Here is an 18,483-nt window from a genome sequence, read left to right on the forward strand (position 1 = left end):
ATCCCATTTAACTTCTCGTATTTAGGTTCTTATCAATCATGGAAGATAATCTCAACTCAATTGCCATCGTCGGTTTATCCGGACGCTTTCCGCAAGCAAAAAACCTGGAGGAATTTTGGCAGAATTTGCAAGATGGCATAACGGGAAGAACGGAATTTTCTCGGGACGAACTGACCGGTCGCGTCGAACCCGATTTGCTGAATAATGGGGATTATGTTCGGGCCAGCTACATGCTCGATGATGTCGAATGGTTTGATGCGTCCTTTTTCAACTTCACCCCCAGAGAAGCAGAAATCACCGACCCCCAGCACCGCGTTATCCTCGAATGTGCTGTCGAAGCCCTGGAAAGTGCTAATGTCGTTCCCGATCGCTTTGATGGATCGATCGGGGTTTTTGCCGGAGCAGATCTCAATACTTATCTACTGTTTAATTTAGCCGATCGCAAGCCTTTAGATACAGAAAATTATTTTGAGATGTGTGTTGCTAATGATAAGGATTATTTAGCCACAAAAATCTCCTATAAACTGAATTTAACCGGTCCGAGCCTGACCGTACAAACGGCGTGTTCGACCTCATTAGTCGCCGTTCATTTAGCCTGCCAGAATCTTTTAGATTATCAATGCGATTTAGCCCTAGCTGGTGGAGTTTCGATTACCCTTCCCCAAGAACGGGGCTATCTCTATCAAGAAGGGGGTGCATTATCCTCTGATGGTTATTGTCGCGCCTTTGATGCCAAAGCGGGAGGCACTGTTGGCGGCAATGGAGCTGGTTTAGTCGTTCTCAAACGACTCGAAGAAGCCCTCAACGATGGCGATCGCATCTATGCGGTGATTCGCGGCTCGGCCATTGATAATGATGGGGCGGCAAAAGTCGGTTATACTGCCCCCAGTATCGAGGGTCAAGCAAAGGCGATCGCAGAGGCCCTTGAAGTCGCGGAGGTCAATCCCGAAACCATTAGCTATATCGAAGCTCACGGAACGGGAACGCCTCTAGGAGACCCCATCGAAATTGCCGCTTTAACTAAAGCTTTTCGCGGCAGTACAGCGAAAAAACAATTTTGCGCTATTGGGTCAGTGAAAACCAATATCGGTCACTTAAATACGGCAGCGGGAATTGCAGGGTTACTGAAAACCGTGCTGGCGATAGACCGCAAGATGTTACCGCCAAGCTTGAATTTTGAAACTCCCAACCCAGAAATTGACTTCGCCAGCAGCCCCTTTTATGTCAACGATCGCCTGCTGCAATGGCAGAGCAATGGTACGCCGCGCCGGGCAGGAGTGAGTTCTTTTGGGTTTGGTGGCACGAATGCTCACTTAGTTCTGGAACAAGCACCAGAGCGAGAATCGGTTAAATCGGCTCGCACCCATCACCTGCTGTTGCTTTCGGCCAAAACTGCTTCTGCTTTGGATGCTGCAACCACTAATCTCGGCAACTATTTAGAACGTCATCCCGAGACAGAGCTGGCTGATGTTGCTTATTCCCTACAAGTCGGTCGCGCCGAGTTTAACTATCGCCGGGCGATCGCTCTGCAAACGCGAGATGAAGCCATACAAGCTTTAGCAGCTCCCGATGCAGCGCCGGTGAGAACCGGGGTTCGCCAAGGGAAAGACTGTTCTGTGGCCTTTATGTTCTCCGGTCAGGGGTCGCAATATCCCGATATGGCCAAAGAACTTTACGAGAGCGAACCCGTTTTTCAAACCCATCTCGACCGCTGTTGCGAATTGCTCCAACCTCACCTCGGGTTGGATTTGCGATCGCTCCTTTATCCGGAGACAGAATCCCGAGAAACCGCAGCAGAGCGACTGCAACAAACGGCGATGGCTCAACCGGCTCTGTTTGCGATCGAATATTCGCTAGCGCAATTGTGGTTATCTTGGGGCATTCGACCCAATGCCCTTATCGGTCACAGTATCGGTGAATGGGTGGCGGCAACCTTGGCAGAAGTCTTTACCCTGGAAGATGCTTTGAGATTGGTTGCCATGCGCGGGCAATTAATGCAAGAGATGCCAGAAGGAGCCATGCTGGCAGTGCCTCTCTCTCCTGCCGAATTGCAACCCTTCTTAAATTCCGATCTCGTCCTTGCCGTCCATAATGCTCCCGATGCCTGTGCCATTTCCGGGACGAAAACAGCCATCGCTCTTTTGGAGCAAACATTACAAGCCAAAGAGATTAAAGTGCGTCGTCTCCACACCTCCCACGCTTTCCACTCTCCCATGATGGAGCCGATGCTCGCGCCATTTATCGAAGCAGTTAAAACCGTTACGCTCTCGGCACCGCAAATTCCTTTACTTTCTAATGTAACCGGAACTTGGCTGGCAGCGGAGGATGCAACCGACCCTCAATATTGGGCGAATCATCTGCGCTCCACCGTGCGCTTCTCCACGGGAATCGAGATGTTATTAGAGCGCCCCGGACAAATTTTACTCGAAGTCGGTCCCGGCATCGTGCTGACGCAACTAGCCAAACGCCACCTTCCCCGAGAGGGAAATCATGGAATTTTCGCTTCCACCCGCCATCCGAAAAACGCCCAATCCGATCGCGCTGTTTTACTCGATACCCTCGGTCAGTTATGGTTGCGAGGTGTAGCCGTCGATTGGTCGAACTTCTACGGCGAGGAACTTCCGCAACGCATCGCTCTACCCACTTATCCCTTTGAACGCCAACGCTATTGGATTGAAGCGCAAGAACCTACTGCCAAGGTTGCAGAAACCAGCGTAAAATCCGCCCCGAGCTCGACCAAAAATCCCGATCCGACTCATTGGTTCTATACCCCCGTTTGGAAGCGTTCGCAACCGCCGGTGGAAACAGCAACCCAAACGCGATGCTGGTTGCTGTTTGCGGATGAATGCGGCGTGGGGGCAAAACTGGCGCAAAAATTGACAGAAAACGGCGATCGCGCCATTCTTGCTAAAGTTGGGAAAGAATTCGGTCAAATCGAAGATAATACTTATACCCTTGACCCCTGCCAGCAGGAGCATTATGAAACCTTATTGTCCGAACTGCGCGATCGCCGCCTGCACCCCGATGCGATCGCCCATTGCTGGAGCATTACCCCCCCCAAAGCAAGCGATACGGATGCTCTTTTAGACCGGGGATTTTACAGCGTCTTGCACCTCGCCCGTGCCCTCGGCAAACAAGCGCGAACTCAAGCAATGCTCGTGACAGTCTTATCGAGCGAGATGCAACCAACAACAGGAGAAGAATCCCTGTCTCCCGTGAAAGCAACGGTTCTCGGTCCGATCCGAACCATTCCCCTCGAATTTCCAGACCTGCGCTGTCGCAGCATCGATATTACCCTTCCTACTGAGGACAACTGGCAGAGCGAACAACTCTACGATCGCCTCGCCGCTGAATTGCAAAACCCTAACGGCGATACGATTGTGGCTTACCGCAATCGCAATCGGTGGGTGCAAGAGGTGGAACCTTTGCCTTTACCCAAGCGCAATACCATCCCTCGCTTGAAAGAAGAAGGCGTGTACTGGTTGGTAGGCGGACTTGGAGCCATTGGCTTGACTTTAGCCACCCATCTGGCTAGAGAAACTAAAGCAACACTGATTCTCAGCGGACGCACGGGCTTACCGCCTCGGGAAGGATGGCAACGATGGCGCAATGACGATCGCCTTGGCAAGCAAATTCAACAGATCGAAGAGATTGAGGCATTGGGTGGAACCGTTTGCATTGCCGATGCCGATGTCTGCGATCGCGACTCCTTGCAACGGGTTCGCAACCTTGCCATCGAGCAGTTCGGCACGATTAACGGAGTTGTTCACTGTGCGGGAGTTCTGGAGGATGAAGCCATCGAACGGGGCGATCGCGATCGTCAGATGCGGGTTCTTGCCCCCAAAGTCAAAGGTACTCTTCTGCTCGAGGATGTGTTGTCGGATATTCCCTTAGATTTCTTCATCTTTTGCTCTTCGGGAACCGCCTTTCACCCCCTCTTCGGACAGGTTGCCTATTGTGGAGCGAATAACTTCCTCGATGTTTTCGCTCACTACAAAATGGCGAAGGATGGTACTTTTGCCCTTTCGATCGACTGGGAAGGCTGGCAAGGAAGCGGTATGGGAGTCGAAGGTACGAAATATCTCACCCGTCCTTCAGATGATAGCGCCCCCGAAGCGTCGCCGTCTCATCCCCTGCTCCATCGCTACCGACTTGAAGGGGAACGCCACATTTTTGAATCGAATTTAAATTCTGACAAAGATTGGGTATTGGACGAACACCGCATCGGCAATCGGGCAACGCTACCGGGAACGGGGTATTTGGAACTGGTGCGAGCGGCTTGCGAGCATTGTTTGAACTCTTCAGTTCTCGAGTTCCGCAATCTCTATTTCCTCACGCCTTTAGTTGCACCAAAAGGACAAACTGTTACCGCTGAAACCGTCCTTTCTCCTCAGAATGGAAGTTGGGAATTTACGGTGCGAGATTTAGGAACGGGACAAGAATGCGCTCGCGGTGAAGTTGAGATTCTCGATCGCAAAGCAGCCCAAACTCGAGATTTGGCCGCTCTGCGATCGCAATGTGGCGATCGGCAATTTTCTGGAGCGGATATCGATGTCTCCAATCATAGCGGAATGGCAACTTATGGAGCGCGGTGGCAGAATTGGCAAGAAGTTTTCTGGGGAAATCAGAGCGGTTTAGCAGCTTTAGAACTCCCTGAAGAATTCGTCGGCGACTTGGAGTTTTACGGCTTGCATCCCGCCCTTTTGGATAATGCAACGGGTGCTCTGGTTCGCCAGCGGGAGGGAGCTTATCTACCCTTCTTCTACAAGCGCCTCTCTTTGTATGGCAAATTCCCAGCTCGCCTATACAGCTATATTGGCGAAGCCCGAGATAATCCATCTACTGAAGATATCCTGCACTTTGACATTGCGGTGATGGATGCAGAGGGTAATGTTCTGGCAGAGATTGAAGATTATACCCTGAAGCGATCGCAAAAACCGGCTACCCCCACCGTTGAAAATGCCGAACTGGCGATCGCCGTTCCGGGAGATTTAAGCACCCTGGGCTTTATTCCTACCTCTCGTCCCACTCCCCAACCGGGAGAAGTGGAAATTGAAGTGAAAGCAACGGGAGTGAACTTTAAAGAAGTCTTATTAGCTTTGGGATTAATTCCGGGACTGGGAGATGAATCCTTGCGCTTCGGTCTCGAATGCGCGGGAACCATTGCCTCAGTCGGAGAAGGGGTCACCGCATGGAAAGTTGGAGATGCGGTGATGGGTTTTGGCGCATCTTGTTATAACCGCTTCACCACCGTCCCCGCTGACTTTGTCGCTCCCAAACCCGATCGCCTGAGTTGGGAAGAAGCCGCAACTCTCCCCGTCGCTTTTATTACTGCCTATTATGCCCTGATCGAACTGGGACAACTTAAAGCAGGGGATAAAGTCCTCATCCATTCCGCAGCCGGAGGAGTCGGACAAGCTGCCGTCCAAATCGCCCGAGGAGTAGGAGCAGAAATTTGGGCGACGGCGGGAAGTCCGCACAAGCGGGAATTCTTGAAATCCCAAGGGATTCAATGGGTGATGGATTCGCGATCGCTGAATTTTGCCGAAGAGGTAATGAATTCTACCAACGGCCGTGGAGTCGATGTAGTTCTCAACTCCTTGGGAGGTGAATTTCTCACGGAAAGTTTGGGAGTTTTAGCCCCATACGGACGCTTCCTGGAATTAGGTCAGCGCGATATTCTCAACAATGCGGCGATCGGTTTGCGTCCCTTTGCCAAAAATCTCTCCTTCTTTGCCATCAATCTCGATCGCGCCCATCCCCATTTCGGACAATTGTGGCAGGATGTGATGGCACGAGTTGAGGAAGGCACATTTGCTCCACTCGAGTATCGAGTATTTTCGAGCACGAACGTGAAAGAAGCGTTCGACTTTGTCGCCAACGCCCGCCATATCGGGAAAGTTGTCGTCTCTTGGCAAGGGTGCGAATCTCTAAGCGAATGGGTAATGCCAGCCGCTTCTTCTCCACAAAAGCCCGCCGTTTCCCCCATGAAAAAGGCAGAAATTTCCGAGTTAAAGCACTGGTTATTGCCTTCGGAAGGCATAGAAGTCTTCGATCGCGTCTTGGGGTGTTCTCTACCGCAAATCTTGGTATCAACGATTGATTTTACCGCTCGCGGACAGCAACAATTACAGGTTTTGGCTCAACCTGCAGACGGCAAAGAAACCCTGGTAACTTCTTCCTATCCCCGTCCTCAATTGAGCAATTCCTATCAAAACCCGAGCAATCCTCGCGAAGAAATTCTCGCAGACATCTGGCAAGAGATGTTGCGAATGACTCCTATTGGCGTTCGCGATAACTTCTTTGAACTCGGGGGAGATTCCTTAATTGCCGTGCAAGTGATGGCAAAAATTCGCACAGCTTTTAATGTGGATTTGCCGGGGAGTAGCTTGTTTGAAACCCCAACTATCGCCGAGCTAGCTGCAGCCATCGAGCGCCTCCAGAAGCAAACCGGAGCTTTGGGAGCCGATCGCGTCGAAATCGAATTATAACCCCGATTTCATCTCGGGATGTTGCCGGCCATATCCCTACCAATAACCGATACCGATAACTGCCATGCAATCTGTTCAAACCCTCCTCGACGATCTCAAACAGCAAGATATTAACCTCTATATTGAGGGCGATATCTTGCGGTGCAATGCGCCGAAAGAGAAGCTCACTCCTTCGTTACAAGCGCGACTGAAGGAACGCAAGAGTGAAATTCTCGACTTTTTGCGCCAGCAAATGGCGATCGAGACCATTATTCCGCAACCGGAATTGCGCCATCAACCGTTTCCCCTAACCGACATTCAGCAAGCCTATTGGTTGGGTCGTCAAGAGGGACTAGAATTAGGGGGCATTTCGGCTCATATCTACTGGGAAATCGAAACCCAAGGGATTGCGGTAGAAGAGCTAGAATGGGCATGGCAGTGCCTGATCGATCGCCATGATATGTTGCGGGCGATCATTGCAGAAAACGGACAACAGCGCATTTTAGAGCATACTCCTCCTTATCGAATTCTCGTCGTCGATTTGCAAGGAGAAACCGCAGCCACTCAAAGTGCCAGACTAGAAGAAATTCGCACAGACCTCTCCCATCAAGTGTTTCAGAGCGATCGCTGGCCGCTTTTCGAGTTGCAAGCCGCGCGTCTCGATTCTCAAACGGTGCGCTTTTGCTTCAGTTTCGATCTGATTCTCGGAGATGCTTGGAGCGTGCAAATTTTGATGGCAGAATTAGCCTATTTTCTCCGGCAACCTACTCTCGCTTTACCTCCTCTAACCCTCTCGTTTCGCGATTGTGTTTTAGCCGAACAAGAAGCAAGAAAGAGCAACCGCTATCAGCGCGATCGCGATTACTGGCAAACTCGCCTGGAAACCCTTCCTCCTCCGCCGGAAATTCCCCTCCAAAGTAATCCGGCTGCCTTAGTTAATCCTCAATTTACCCGCCGTCGCCGACAATTGCCTTCTGAAGATTGGCAACGACTCAAGCGCCGAGCCAGTCAAGCGCAATTAACTCCATCAGGGGTATTGTTGGCGGCTTTTGCTGAGGTGGTGGCAACCTGGAGCAAAAACCCGCACTTTACCCTCAATCTGACTTTGGTGAACCGTCCGCCCTTACATCGGGAAATCGGGCAGCTTGTCGGCGATTTTACTTCGATTACTCTCCTCGAGGCTAATTGTACGGGAGAGGAGGCATTTATAACGCGATCGCAGCGCTTGCAAAAGCAACTCTGGCAGGATCTCGATCGCCAAACCTATAGCGGGGTGCAGGTTTTGAGGGAATTAGCCCGGCGCTCCCAACGCAGATCGGCGGCACTGATGCCTATTGTATTTACCAGTATGCTCGGGTTGGGGCAAGAGGATCGAGAAAGAACGGATTTACTCCAAGGTTTGGGCAAATTCATCTATATGATCAGCCAAACTCCCCAAGTTTACCTGGACAGTCAAATTTCCGAGGATGCCGGCAGTTTAGTTATTTGTTGGGATTCGGTAGAGGGATTATTTCCCCCAGGGTTGCTCGATGACATGTTTGCTGCTTACGGCAATTTTCTGCAACGTTTGGCTGATGAAGAGGAAGTCTGGATAGGGGCGGAGCAATCGCTGCTGCCTTCGGAGCAACGGGAATATCTGGCAGCATTTAATAATACCGACACTGAGTTGCCGGGAAATGATGAGCTGCTGCATACCCTGTTTTTCCAGCAGGCAATGGCACAACCAGAGCAAACGGCGGTAATTGCGGGCGATCGCATGTTAACTTATGGCGAATTGCGCGATTTGGTCCTCACTCTCGCCCGTCAACTACACGAGAGGGGGGCAAAACCCAACAAACTGCTTGCAGTGGTGATGGAAAGGGGATGGGAACAAGTTGTCGCAACTTTAGCCATTCTCACCGCAGGGGCGGCTTACGTTCCCATCGATCCGGAATTACCGGAAGAGCGGCGATCGCATATTATGGCTGAGGCAGGGATTTGTGGAATACTGACTCAGTCGAAGTTTGAAGATTGTCTCGATTGGCCGGAAAATCCGGAGCGCTTTTGGGTAGATGCGATCGTTCCAAAGCCATCTTGCCCCATGTTAGAGCCTCAACAAACAGAAACAGACCTCGCTTATATCATCTATACCTCAGGTTCGACGGGCAAACCGAAGGGAGTGGCGATCGAGCATCGCGGAGCAGTCAATACAATTCTCGATATCAATCAACGCTTTGAGGTAACGGCGGAAGACCGAGTGCTAGCGGTTTCTTCTCTTAGTTTCGATCTTTCAGTTTACGACATTTTCGGAACATTGGCTGCGGGAGGAACCCTTGTGGCGATCGCCCCTGGTGCCAGTAAAGATCCTTCAAATTGGGCGGAACTCATCCACAAACACCGCATCACCCTCTGGAACTCAGTACCCGCCCTAATGCAGATGCTTCTCGACTATACAGCATCCCGTACCGATTTCGATCTCTCATCCTTGCGATCGATTCTTTTAAGTGGCGATTGGATTCCCCTCACTTTACCCCGTCGCATTCAAATGGCAACAGGAGGGCAAGTTATTAGTTTGGGAGGCGCAACCGAAGCCTCGATCTGGTCGATTTTTTATGCGATCGAAACTGTCGATCCAGCTTGGAAAAGCATTCCTTACGGTCGCCCTTTAGCCAATCAACGCTTTTACGTTCTCGATGAACTTCTCGAGCCTCGTCCGGTTTGGATACCGGGACAATTATACATCGGCGGTATCGGTTTAGCGCGGGAATATTGGCGCAATGAGGATAAAACCGCAAGCAGCTTTATCCAACATCCAAAAACGGGAGAACGACTGTATAAAACGGGAGATTTAGGACGCTATTTACTCGATGGTAATATCGAGTTTCTCGGACGAGAAGATTTTCAGGTGAAAGTCAATGGCTATCGTATCGAATTAGGGGAAATTGAGTCGGCATTGCTTCAGCATCCTGCGGTTAAAGAAGCTGTTATTCTAGCAGTTGGAGACTCGCAAGAAAGTAAGCATCTCGCCAGTTACATCGTTCCCAAAAATGAGGAAACTTCCAGTCAGATAGAGGAGAATATAGAACTCTGGGAAACTCTAGTAGCAGCAGGTACAGAGCAATCGGAAGCACGAGATTGGAATTTAGACCGGGCAACTTTTGAACAGCTCTGGGAAGAACAGAATCATCGCTATCTTCTCTCAGTTTGTTTGGCTTTCGACCGACTCGGAATTTATCAATCTCAGGGAGAAACTTACGCGATTGAAGATATCCTATCTCAATCTGGGATTATTCCTCGCTATCGGAAATGGCTAGCTCGCGCTCTACAAGAATTAGCAAAAGCTGGATTATTGCAACAAGAAGGCGATCGCTTTACCAATATTGCTTCTCTATGGAAACAAGCAAAATCGCGCTATTCGCCAACCATTGGAGATCGACCGAGTTCTGGAACTTGGCTCGATATCGTCCCTACAGAACCCGATGAGGTCTTAGCCGATATTCTGATTGAAAAGATTCATTCAGCAGAATTGTATACGTCTGATACAACCCTGAACATTTACGGAGAAATATTCGCTGATTGTAATGCGATAGCGGTAGGAATAGTTAAATCTTTTGTTAAATCCTTCGATCGCGATCGACCGATTCGCATCCTGGAAATTGGAGCGGGATATGGAACAACTGCGGCACATTTGTTGCCCTTACTCACTGGCGATCGCGCGACCTATTATTTTACCGATATTTCCCATTTCTTTTTACAAAAAGCAAGGGAAAAGTTTGAAGAATATCCTTTTGTTCGTTACGATATTCTCGATATTGAAAAATCACCCCAACAACAGGGTTATCATTTGCACGAGTTCGATCTCGTAATTGCAGCAACCGTTTTACACAATACCCGCAACCTCAAAGAAACATTAGATTGGACGCGATCGCTTCTTGCTCCCAACGGTTTGCTTTTAGCTATTGAAAAGACTCAATTTCATCCTTGGTTCGATCTAAACATGGGTCTACAACAAGGATTTGAACGCTTCGAGGATTTGGAATTGCGATCGGCACATCCTGTCTTATCCAAAGAGCAATGGCAAACGTTACTCGTACAACAAGGGTTTAGCGAAAGTCTCTTTTTTAATCCTCCCCATTCCATTCGCGAGCGCATTGGCTTTGATGTTTTTCTGGCTCGCAACTCGACATCAGCAACAGCCTTTAATCCTCATGCCTTGCGAGATTATTTAAGTCAAAAGCTGCCAGCTTATATGGTTCCTTCGTCCTATACTTGCTTGGATGCTATTCCACTCACAAGTAATGGAAAACTCGATCGCAAAAAACTACCCAAACCTGATTTAGAAAGCGATCGATCCACTCGTGAATATATGGAACCGCAAACTGAAACCGAAAAAATACTAGCTCGAGTATGGTCGGAAATTTTACAAGTTGAAACAATTGGGATTCACGATAACTTTTTTGAAATTGGCGGCGATTCTTTACTGAATATTCAAGTCGTTACTCGCGGGAATGAATGCAATCTAGAACTTAAACCTCAATATATTTTTCAATCTCCTACTATTGCTGAACTTGCCTCTTTCTTAGACCAGTCCTCATCAGACACTCAAAATATCGATTTTAATCCTCCTATTGCAATTAAACCAAGCGGTTCTAAAAATCCCCTGTTTTGTATTCATTCTTCAACAGGAAGCGGGAGTTCTTTTATTGAGATGGCTCGATATTTTGACCCAGAACGTCCCTTATATGCCTTACAATCGCGAGGATTTAATGGTGAATCATCTCCGCTTTCAACGATTGAAGAAATGGCATCTGCGTACATCCAAGCTATCCAAACCATTCAACCGGAAGATCCATATTATTTATGCGGTTGGTCGATGGGAGGAATTGTTGCTTTTGAGATGGCACGACAACTGCAAAAAAATAACCTTAAAGTTGATTTTCTCGGCTTAATTGATATTATGGCCGACGATCGAGATCGACAACTCGAGTTACTAAGTCGAGCATATCCGAATGCGGATCTCAATCTCCAAAATATTTCTCTCGAACAACAAAAAAATATTGCGAATTTGAGCGAAACTAATACTAACGCTATGCTGCTTTACAAATTGCAAAAATATGCAGGTAATGTAACGCTATTTAAGGCGCAAGAGCAACCCGAAACAATGCCAGATTCATCTGAATTTGGTTGGAATCAATACATTTTAGGAGACTTGAAAGTGCAAGAAATTCCGGGCAATCATTTCTCAATCATGCACTCTACTTATGTTAAAGTTTTGTCTCGAAATATTTGCAATATATTGTCAGAATTTTCATGACATTGTATATTAAAATGATAAACTTTACCCCAGAGAGAAAATTGTGAATTCAAAACTACTACAATCTCTAGTATCAGTCGGAATTATGAGTAGCTCTATTTATCTGATTTTAGGAGCTAATACTAGAGCTGCTTCAGGTTTTGCTCCTCTTTATAGGACTGTCAATAACTATGGCTTAAAACTAAAACCTAAAAAGTCCAAAAATGCTTGAAATAGTATTAGCTATTAGTGACTAAACCCATACAGCGCTTCGCGCGGTAATAGGTAATAGGTAATAGGTAATAGGAAAACCATTTTTCACGCTATAATGCCCATTCTTCCGGCTTTTCATGGGAAGGCACTCTCAAGGAAAATTTCGATTACTGTACCTCATAACATCGAAAAGTGCTGTATTGTTGAAGCCCAATAATAGACTAACAGACAGATAGAAATTTTAGCGCTTTTTTGATTTGATTAAGTGCAAAGTTATGGTATTTAGCAGTGCCCAAATTTTGCATTTTGGCGGGAACTTCCCAGAAAAATTGGCGAGCGCATCATTTTCAACTTTTTCAGTAAACCCTACTTAAATTTTGCAAAGAAAAAGCGAAATTCACGAAAAAAACCGTGAACTGACCGGTTATTATCCCGAGTCAGTCGATGTAGATGAATAGATCGAACTCGCGAACATCCTGCGTGGTGTAAGGAAATCAGAAGTTATCAGACAACCATACTATTGTCTTTCAGCAGCGATCGCGAGTTTCACTCCTTCAAGTTGACGCAACAAATCCATGACCTCCACCACTCGACCATGATCGACGCTGCGATCGGCGTTGACAATGACTAGGGGTTCGGTTTCCAGCTCGATTTTCTGTCGGATCGCATTCTGCAACCCTTGCAGTTCAATAGATTGGCGATTAATTGCAAGGGCACCCTCTTTGTCAATAGTTACCGTAATTTCAGGACTCTTCTGAGCCTGAGCGGTAGAGGCTTTGGGTAAGGAAACATCCAATCCTTCCGAACGGGTCAAAAATAGCGTTGAAATAATGAAAAACGCCAAAATGGAGAAGATTACATCGATCATCGGCACGATATTAATCTCCAAACGCTCTTCTGGCTCATTGGGCAGTTGCATACGCTTCTTCTCCTGGTTTATCTTGCTCGTAATGGCGACGATACAGCAATTCCAACTGACCGCCATACTCTTGAATTAATGCCAGTTGGCGCAAATAGAGACCGCGAAATGTATTGGCAAAAAGTAACGTGAAAATTGCGACAACTAATCCCATCACTGTTGAAATTAAAGCCTCGCTTATGCCTCCTGTAACGGCTGAGGTGCGCGATCCTCCAACATCCCCAATTTGCAGGGAGCTAAAGGCTGTAATTAAGCCCAAAATCGTTCCTAATAAGCCTAACAAGGGAGAGACACTAATGATGGTCTCGAAGACGGTATTAAACCGCTTCAGGTTTGGTAACTCTGCTTGAGAGGCACTTTCGAGAGCCAGCCGAAATTCGTCTGGAGTCGGTCGGTCTAGTTCTAAGGCTTCGAGAAAAATTCGACAAAGGGGAAGTTCAGAGTTTTGCCGCAGTCGTGCGATCGCGGTTTGGGGTTCGCTTTGGTATGTTCTGAGGATATCGCGAATGACTCGACGCTGGCGGCGATTGATTTTTAACCAAAAATACAAGCGTTCGACAATCAGGGCGACGGAAATAATCGAAAATCCGAGCAGGGGCCAAGCGACGATACCACCCGCTAGGAAAAAATTTTCAATAGACATTGTAACTGAACTTAGGTGCTTGAGACTACAGTAAAAACCATTGCCATATTTTACGGCATAAAATGCAAATTAATGTCAATAACTATGTTAAAAAACTATTTATTTTTTAACACATAATCCGGATTCACGCCGATCGGAGAATTAGTATTAGAGAAATATTATCAATTTTTTGTGAATCCGTCCGAAGGAACAAGAGAATGAAGTTTCTCAAGACTGAGTTGCGGTTAATTTCCATCCCTTAGCCTGCTGTTGGACATCCCAGAAACGCTTATAGACTCCATTGAGGGCAAGGAGTTTTTTCCGATCTCCTTGTTCGACAATTTGACCGCGATCGAGGACGAGAATTTGTTCAGCAGCAGCGACGCTAGAAAGATGGTGGGCTATGACAATCAGGGTTTTTGAGGTAGTGAGGGCATTGATTGCTTTTTGTACAAGCAGCTCATTCTCTGGATCGATAGAGGCGGTTGCTTCATCGAGCAAGACAATGGGGGCATCTTTTAGAATGGCTCTGGCGATCGCGATGCGCTGTTTTTCTCCTCCGGATAGGGTGGTTCCACCTTCTCCAATCTGGGTGTGGTAACCGTCGGGTAATTGTTGAATAAAGTCGTGACAGCAGGCAGATTTTGCTGCTGCGATCACTTCTGCCATGGTTGCTTCCGGTTTGCCTAAGCGGATGTTACTGGCGATGGTGTCGTTAAACAGATAGACATCCTGAAAAACAATACTGATGTGCGAGAGCAATTCATCAATGTGAAGGTTCTTAATATTATGACCGCCGATGCAAATTTCCCCCCCATCCACATCCCAGAATCGAGCAATTAAGTTGGTAATGGTTGTTTTGCCAGAACCAGAAGCACCAATAAGAGCAGTCATGCTGTGTTCGGGAACGGTAAAGCTCATATTTTGTAAGATTGGCGTTCCCTCATAGCTAAAAGAGACATTTTTAAACTCGATATCGAAACGCTCTAACTTTGGCGACTGTTGGGGTTCGGGTAAAGGTGATAAATTTAACACTTCCGCAACACGATCCAGAGCAGCATCCATTATGCGAGTCATGGCGGCAAACTCCATCAGCCCAAAGATGGGGGTGTAAAACTGCAATCCGAGGACGAGAAAGAGGAGAAAAACTGCGATCGCGATCTCTCCCTGCAACAATAAATAAGTTCCCACAGCCCAAACGGCTGCAAAACCCAATTCTAACATGCCAGCAAATGCGACAATGGGCAGTGTTAAAGCAGAAACCATTTTTAAGTTCACTTGTTTGTATTCTTGCAAGGCATTTTGTAATTTGGCAAAGCGAGTTCCCGTTTGATTGCAGGCTTTAATAGTCGCCAATCCTTGAATGTATTCAATTGTGCGGGAATTGGCTTCAATAATTGCTGCTTTTTGCTCTTTGGCGATCGCCCGCATGGAGCGTTGATAGCTGACATAGATGATAACTGAGATCGGCACTCCTGCCAGCATTGCTAGGGTTAAACGCCAGTCAATGAAAGCGAGGAAAGCGGCGATGGTGGCTGGGAAAGCAATCGCCGTGACAACTTTCGGATAAACCCAAGAAGGAATGGGTTCGATCTTCCGCATATCGTCGCTCACCAAGCCATTGAGATCGCCAATTTGCCTTTCATTGAAAAATCCCATGGGAAGTTGGCGAATGCGATCGCCCAGTTGCAAGCGCAAGTCGGCAATGGCGCGATGGCTGGTTAAATAAGTGAGATAATTCGCACTATAGAGAAAGATTCCTTGCAAGAGCAGGCACAGAGCAATCGCGATCGTCAAGATTGTCAGTTTCTGTGAGTCAATAGATTCTGATAATAACTCTCTCAAAATTAGATAGAGAAAACCGTAGGGGGTTGCTGCTAAAACTGAGGAAATAATATGTAGAAAAGTTCCGCGAATCAGTTGAAATCGATAGCTTCCTGCTATCTTAAATAAATTATTCAACATTTTCTAATTTCTCCCAAATCAACGCTTCAATATTTACGGAGAGACAGCATTTAAAATGGATGCTTGCCTTTCTTGTAAAGTCCATCCTTTCGCCTGTAAATGAGCCTCCCAGAGATGGCGATAAATTTCGCAAGTTTCTAAGAGTTCGGAATGAGACCCACAACCGCAAGTTTTACCTCTATCCATCACGATAATTTGGTCAGCATCGACAATCGTAAACAGGCGATGGGCAATGACTAATAACGTTTTATCCGCAATCAGTTGGCTAATTGCTGCTTGCACTTGTGCTTCACTTTCTGGATCTAGAAAAGCTGTTGCTTCATCGAGAATGACAATAGGCGCATCTTTTAAAATTGCTCTAGCAATAGAGATGCGCTGCTTTTGTCCGCCACTTAATTTAGCACCTTGCTCACCAATTATAGTATTGTAACCTTGAGGCAGAGCGGCAATAAAACTGTGACATTGAGCTGCTTTTGATGCTAAAAAAACCTCTTCACGACTGCCGTTTGGTTTTCCCATAGTAATATTATTGTAAATAGTATCGTTAAATAGAGAAACCTCTTGGAAAACAAATGTCATTTGCGAGAGAAGATCATTATATCTTAAACGGTTAATGTTCACATCTCCCAAGTAAATTCCCCCTTCTGATACTTCCCAAAAGCGACCTAATAATCTCGCAATTGTTGTTTTTCCAGAGCCAGAAGCCCCGACTAAAGCTGTAACTCGACCGGGGGGAATGTGTAAGTTTATGTTTTGTAGAACTTCTTTTTCTTCATAGGCAAAAGAAACATTACGAAATTCAAATTTTAAATCTTGTGGCAAATCTAAATTTTCACTTTCTGGTAATTCTGGTTCGTTTAAAATAGTAAAAATTCTCTCCAATCCTTTTTGGGTTTGTGTGTAGACCTCTACCGATTCGAGTAAGCGCATTAACGGAGTACTAACACCAACCCCGAGTAACAAAAACAGAATAAATGTTTCTAAGGATAAACTTTCTTTTTGAAAGAGATGTAAACCCACAGGAAGAATAATAATCAAATTGAGCGATACGCTAACGCTGAATAATGTCCAAGGCAGAAGCGCGCGCTTAGACCAATCTTCTTCAAATTCTTGATAGTTACGCACGGATTTTTCGTAACGATCGAAAGACTTAATAGTTTGTGCAAAAGCTTTAATAGCAGGCATTCCACGCACATATTCGATGATTGTTGCATTCATACAATCTTGGGTTTCATAATACTCTTTAAGGATAGGCTTTAAGTCTTTAAAGAGTAAGTACTGAGAGCCAATACTTACGGGAATTCCTCCTAAAGCTGCTAGAGCCATACGCCAATCAATAATAAAAAGAGCCAGCACTGTGAAAGACAAAGTTGTTATTAACCCAATTCCTTCGGGAATACCATGAGCTAACATCTGTTCGAGATATTCTACATCTTCATTAACAATTTTTTGAAGCATTCCAGTTGATTTACGATTGAGATAACTTAAGGGTAAATAACCTAATTTTTCGGCGAGTTTTACGCGGATATCGTAGAGAATATTATATGCAATTTTATGAGCAATTCCTCCCGATACTGCGAGCAGTCCCCAACGCAGAAGAATAGCAATACCAGCAATACCAACCAATGGCCAAATATTCTCGGGTTGGACGGGAGGATTTAAAAAAGCGGTAATGCCTAAATAAATCAGAATAAAAGGAACTAGCTGTAAACCTCGGGCTAAAATTGAAAGCCCGCAAGAAATGATGAACTTAATTCTGTAGGGTACTAATAATGGTAAAAGAGTAGGAGATGATTCTGTCATAATTAAACCTAATTATTTAAGTTGATTCAATGCTAGCGAAACCGAGGGAGATTACCAAGACAAAAGCACTCTTGTAACCCTATGCTGTGACTGCCCAACCACCAAAGTAGACAAGAAAAGTTTGTAGGGTAAAATTTGTTTCGAGTACTGTTGATCTATGCCGATCCATCATAAATGTGAACAATGCTATCATATCCATGCCATTGGTCAGTTGAGAGCTGATACTTACACCATAAAGAAGGGGTTATTTTACTGTTCATAAGGCTGGGATAAAGATAAGTTGTGATCTTGAACAGCCACAAGCCACAGAACCATAATAGAGATCGCCGCAGTCTCCACTGATTCACGAGCAAACCTGCGGAGATTGCCCTGGCAATGCTTGTAGCAATCCAATCGCTTCGAGAGACCTTCCCTGTTGGTTAACAAAGGCAGGTAAAGCCTTGTCAATAAAGGTGAGAGCAATATCTCTCAAGATATACAAGCTCCCGAGTAATACTAGAGTTGTTGGATGATGCTTGGAAAATTCGGTCATATCAACGAATAGTTGTCAAGAGGTTCTAAGGGTTAAGTCCCACAATGCTGATATAGCATATCAGTAAATGCTCTCTTTTTCAAGATATTCACAAACGGATTATTTTTTGCCTCAAACGGATGAAAGATTCAGGTTTAGGGGCGGTGATTAAGATACTCTTGCCTTGTTGATTATTTGCACTTTAAGCTGACTCGCTTTGCTCCTCCTTATTCAAAAGTGTAATCGCTTAATAAAGAGAGTCTTAAGAATTTGGTTTATTGAGATCGAACTCAATTTTTTGAGCCGTTTTACGGTAAGATTCTGGAAAGTAAATTTTATTAAGGTTCCTTAAAGTCAGTAGCGAGTAAAGCAGACAAGTTTGAGGTTTCAGGAGCGATCGCGCTCTAAAAACATAGCATAGGGATTTGAGAACATGAGCTTATCAGCATTTTGTATCGAACAACGAGAAAAAGAAGGCAAATTTCTTAAAAGCTTTCTGCTTTATAGTTTGGTCACCTCATCCGTTATCCATTGCTTGGCACTGTTGGGGATACGTTGGTTTTGGGAACCCTTCCCGGCACTAGCTGAAGACCCCATCGAAATTATCATGGTCGATGCCCCAGAGCCTCCCCAACCGGAACCTCCCCAACCGGAACCTCCCCAACCAGAGCCTCCCCAACCGGAACCTCCCCAACCGGAACCTCCCCA

6 protein-coding genes and 1 pseudogene are annotated in these 18,483 nt (G+C 46.3%); 3 read left to right on the forward strand and 4 right to left on the reverse strand.

The genetic code is table 11. The features are described 5' to 3' along the window. Window positions 1-38 precede the first annotated feature (38 nt). Window positions 39-6,491 (forward strand): SDR family NAD(P)-dependent oxidoreductase, encoded by a 6,453-nt coding sequence (locus tag AC3A14_RS07695; protein WP_487778952.1) that lies wholly within the window; start codon window positions 39-41, stop codon window positions 6,489-6,491. 64 nt (window positions 6,492-6,555) lie between these two features. Continuing rightward, the gene (locus tag AC3A14_RS07700; protein WP_318731788.1) at window positions 6,556-11,763 is read left to right on the forward strand and encodes a non-ribosomal peptide synthetase; all 5,208 of its coding nucleotides are present in this window, start codon (window positions 6,556-6,558) and stop codon (window positions 11,761-11,763) included. Window positions 11,764-12,472: 709 nt separating this feature from the next. Here the strand turns inward: AC3A14_RS07700 and AC3A14_RS07705 are convergent. From AC3A14_RS07705 to AC3A14_RS07720, 4 genes are all read right to left on the reverse strand, one after another. Further along, window positions 12,473-12,874, reverse strand: a complete 402-nt coding sequence (locus tag AC3A14_RS07705; RefSeq protein ID WP_318698759.1) for an ExbD/TolR family protein — start codon at window positions 12,872-12,874, stop codon at window positions 12,473-12,475. Continuing rightward, on the reverse strand, window positions 12,858-13,517 hold the full coding sequence (locus tag AC3A14_RS07710; RefSeq protein ID WP_318698758.1) for a MotA/TolQ/ExbB proton channel family protein: 660 nt from the start codon (window positions 13,515-13,517) through the stop codon (window positions 12,858-12,860). Before AC3A14_RS07710 ends, AC3A14_RS07705 begins: the two co-directional genes overlap by 17 nt. Before the next feature lie 207 nt (window positions 13,518-13,724). After that, window positions 13,725-15,461 (reverse strand): ABC transporter ATP-binding protein, encoded by a 1,737-nt coding sequence (locus AC3A14_RS07715; protein ID WP_318719917.1) that lies wholly within the window; start codon window positions 15,459-15,461, stop codon window positions 13,725-13,727. Window positions 15,462-15,494: 33 nt separating this feature from the next. Further along, window positions 15,495-17,264 carry an ABC transporter ATP-binding protein gene (locus tag AC3A14_RS07720; RefSeq protein ID WP_318731789.1) on the reverse strand — a complete coding sequence of 590 codons (1,770 nt, stop codon included), beginning with the start codon at window positions 17,262-17,264 and terminating at the stop codon, window positions 15,495-15,497. A 944-nt stretch (window positions 17,265-18,208) separates the two neighbouring features. On the opposite strand from AC3A14_RS07720, the pseudogene AC3A14_RS07725 reads away from it, so the two are divergent. After that, window positions 18,209-18,483, forward strand: a pseudogene (locus tag AC3A14_RS07725) (energy transducer TonB); the annotation flags it as partial.

This window comes from Roseofilum sp. (assembly GCF_982964205.1).

Excerpts from the sequence above, each read along its gene's own strand:
- AC3A14_RS07700 (WP_318731788.1), top strand. The coding sequence starts at position 6,556 with ATGCAATCTGTTCAAACCCTCCTCGACGATCTCAAACAGCAAGATATT.
- AC3A14_RS07715 (WP_318719917.1), bottom strand. The coding sequence starts at position 15,461 with ATGTTGAATAATTTATTTAAGATAGCAGGAAGCTATCGATTTCAACTG.
- AC3A14_RS07705 (WP_318698759.1), bottom strand. The coding sequence starts at position 12,874 with ATGCAACTGCCCAATGAGCCAGAAGAGCGTTTGGAGATTAATATCGTG.
- AC3A14_RS07720 (WP_318731789.1), bottom strand. The coding sequence starts at position 17,264 with ATGACAGAATCATCTCCTACTCTTTTACCATTATTAGTACCCTACAGA.
- AC3A14_RS07710 (WP_318698758.1), bottom strand. The coding sequence starts at position 13,517 with ATGTCTATTGAAAATTTTTTCCTAGCGGGTGGTATCGTCGCTTGGCCC.
- AC3A14_RS07695 (WP_487778952.1), top strand. The coding sequence starts at position 39 with ATGGAAGATAATCTCAACTCAATTGCCATCGTCGGTTTATCCGGACGC.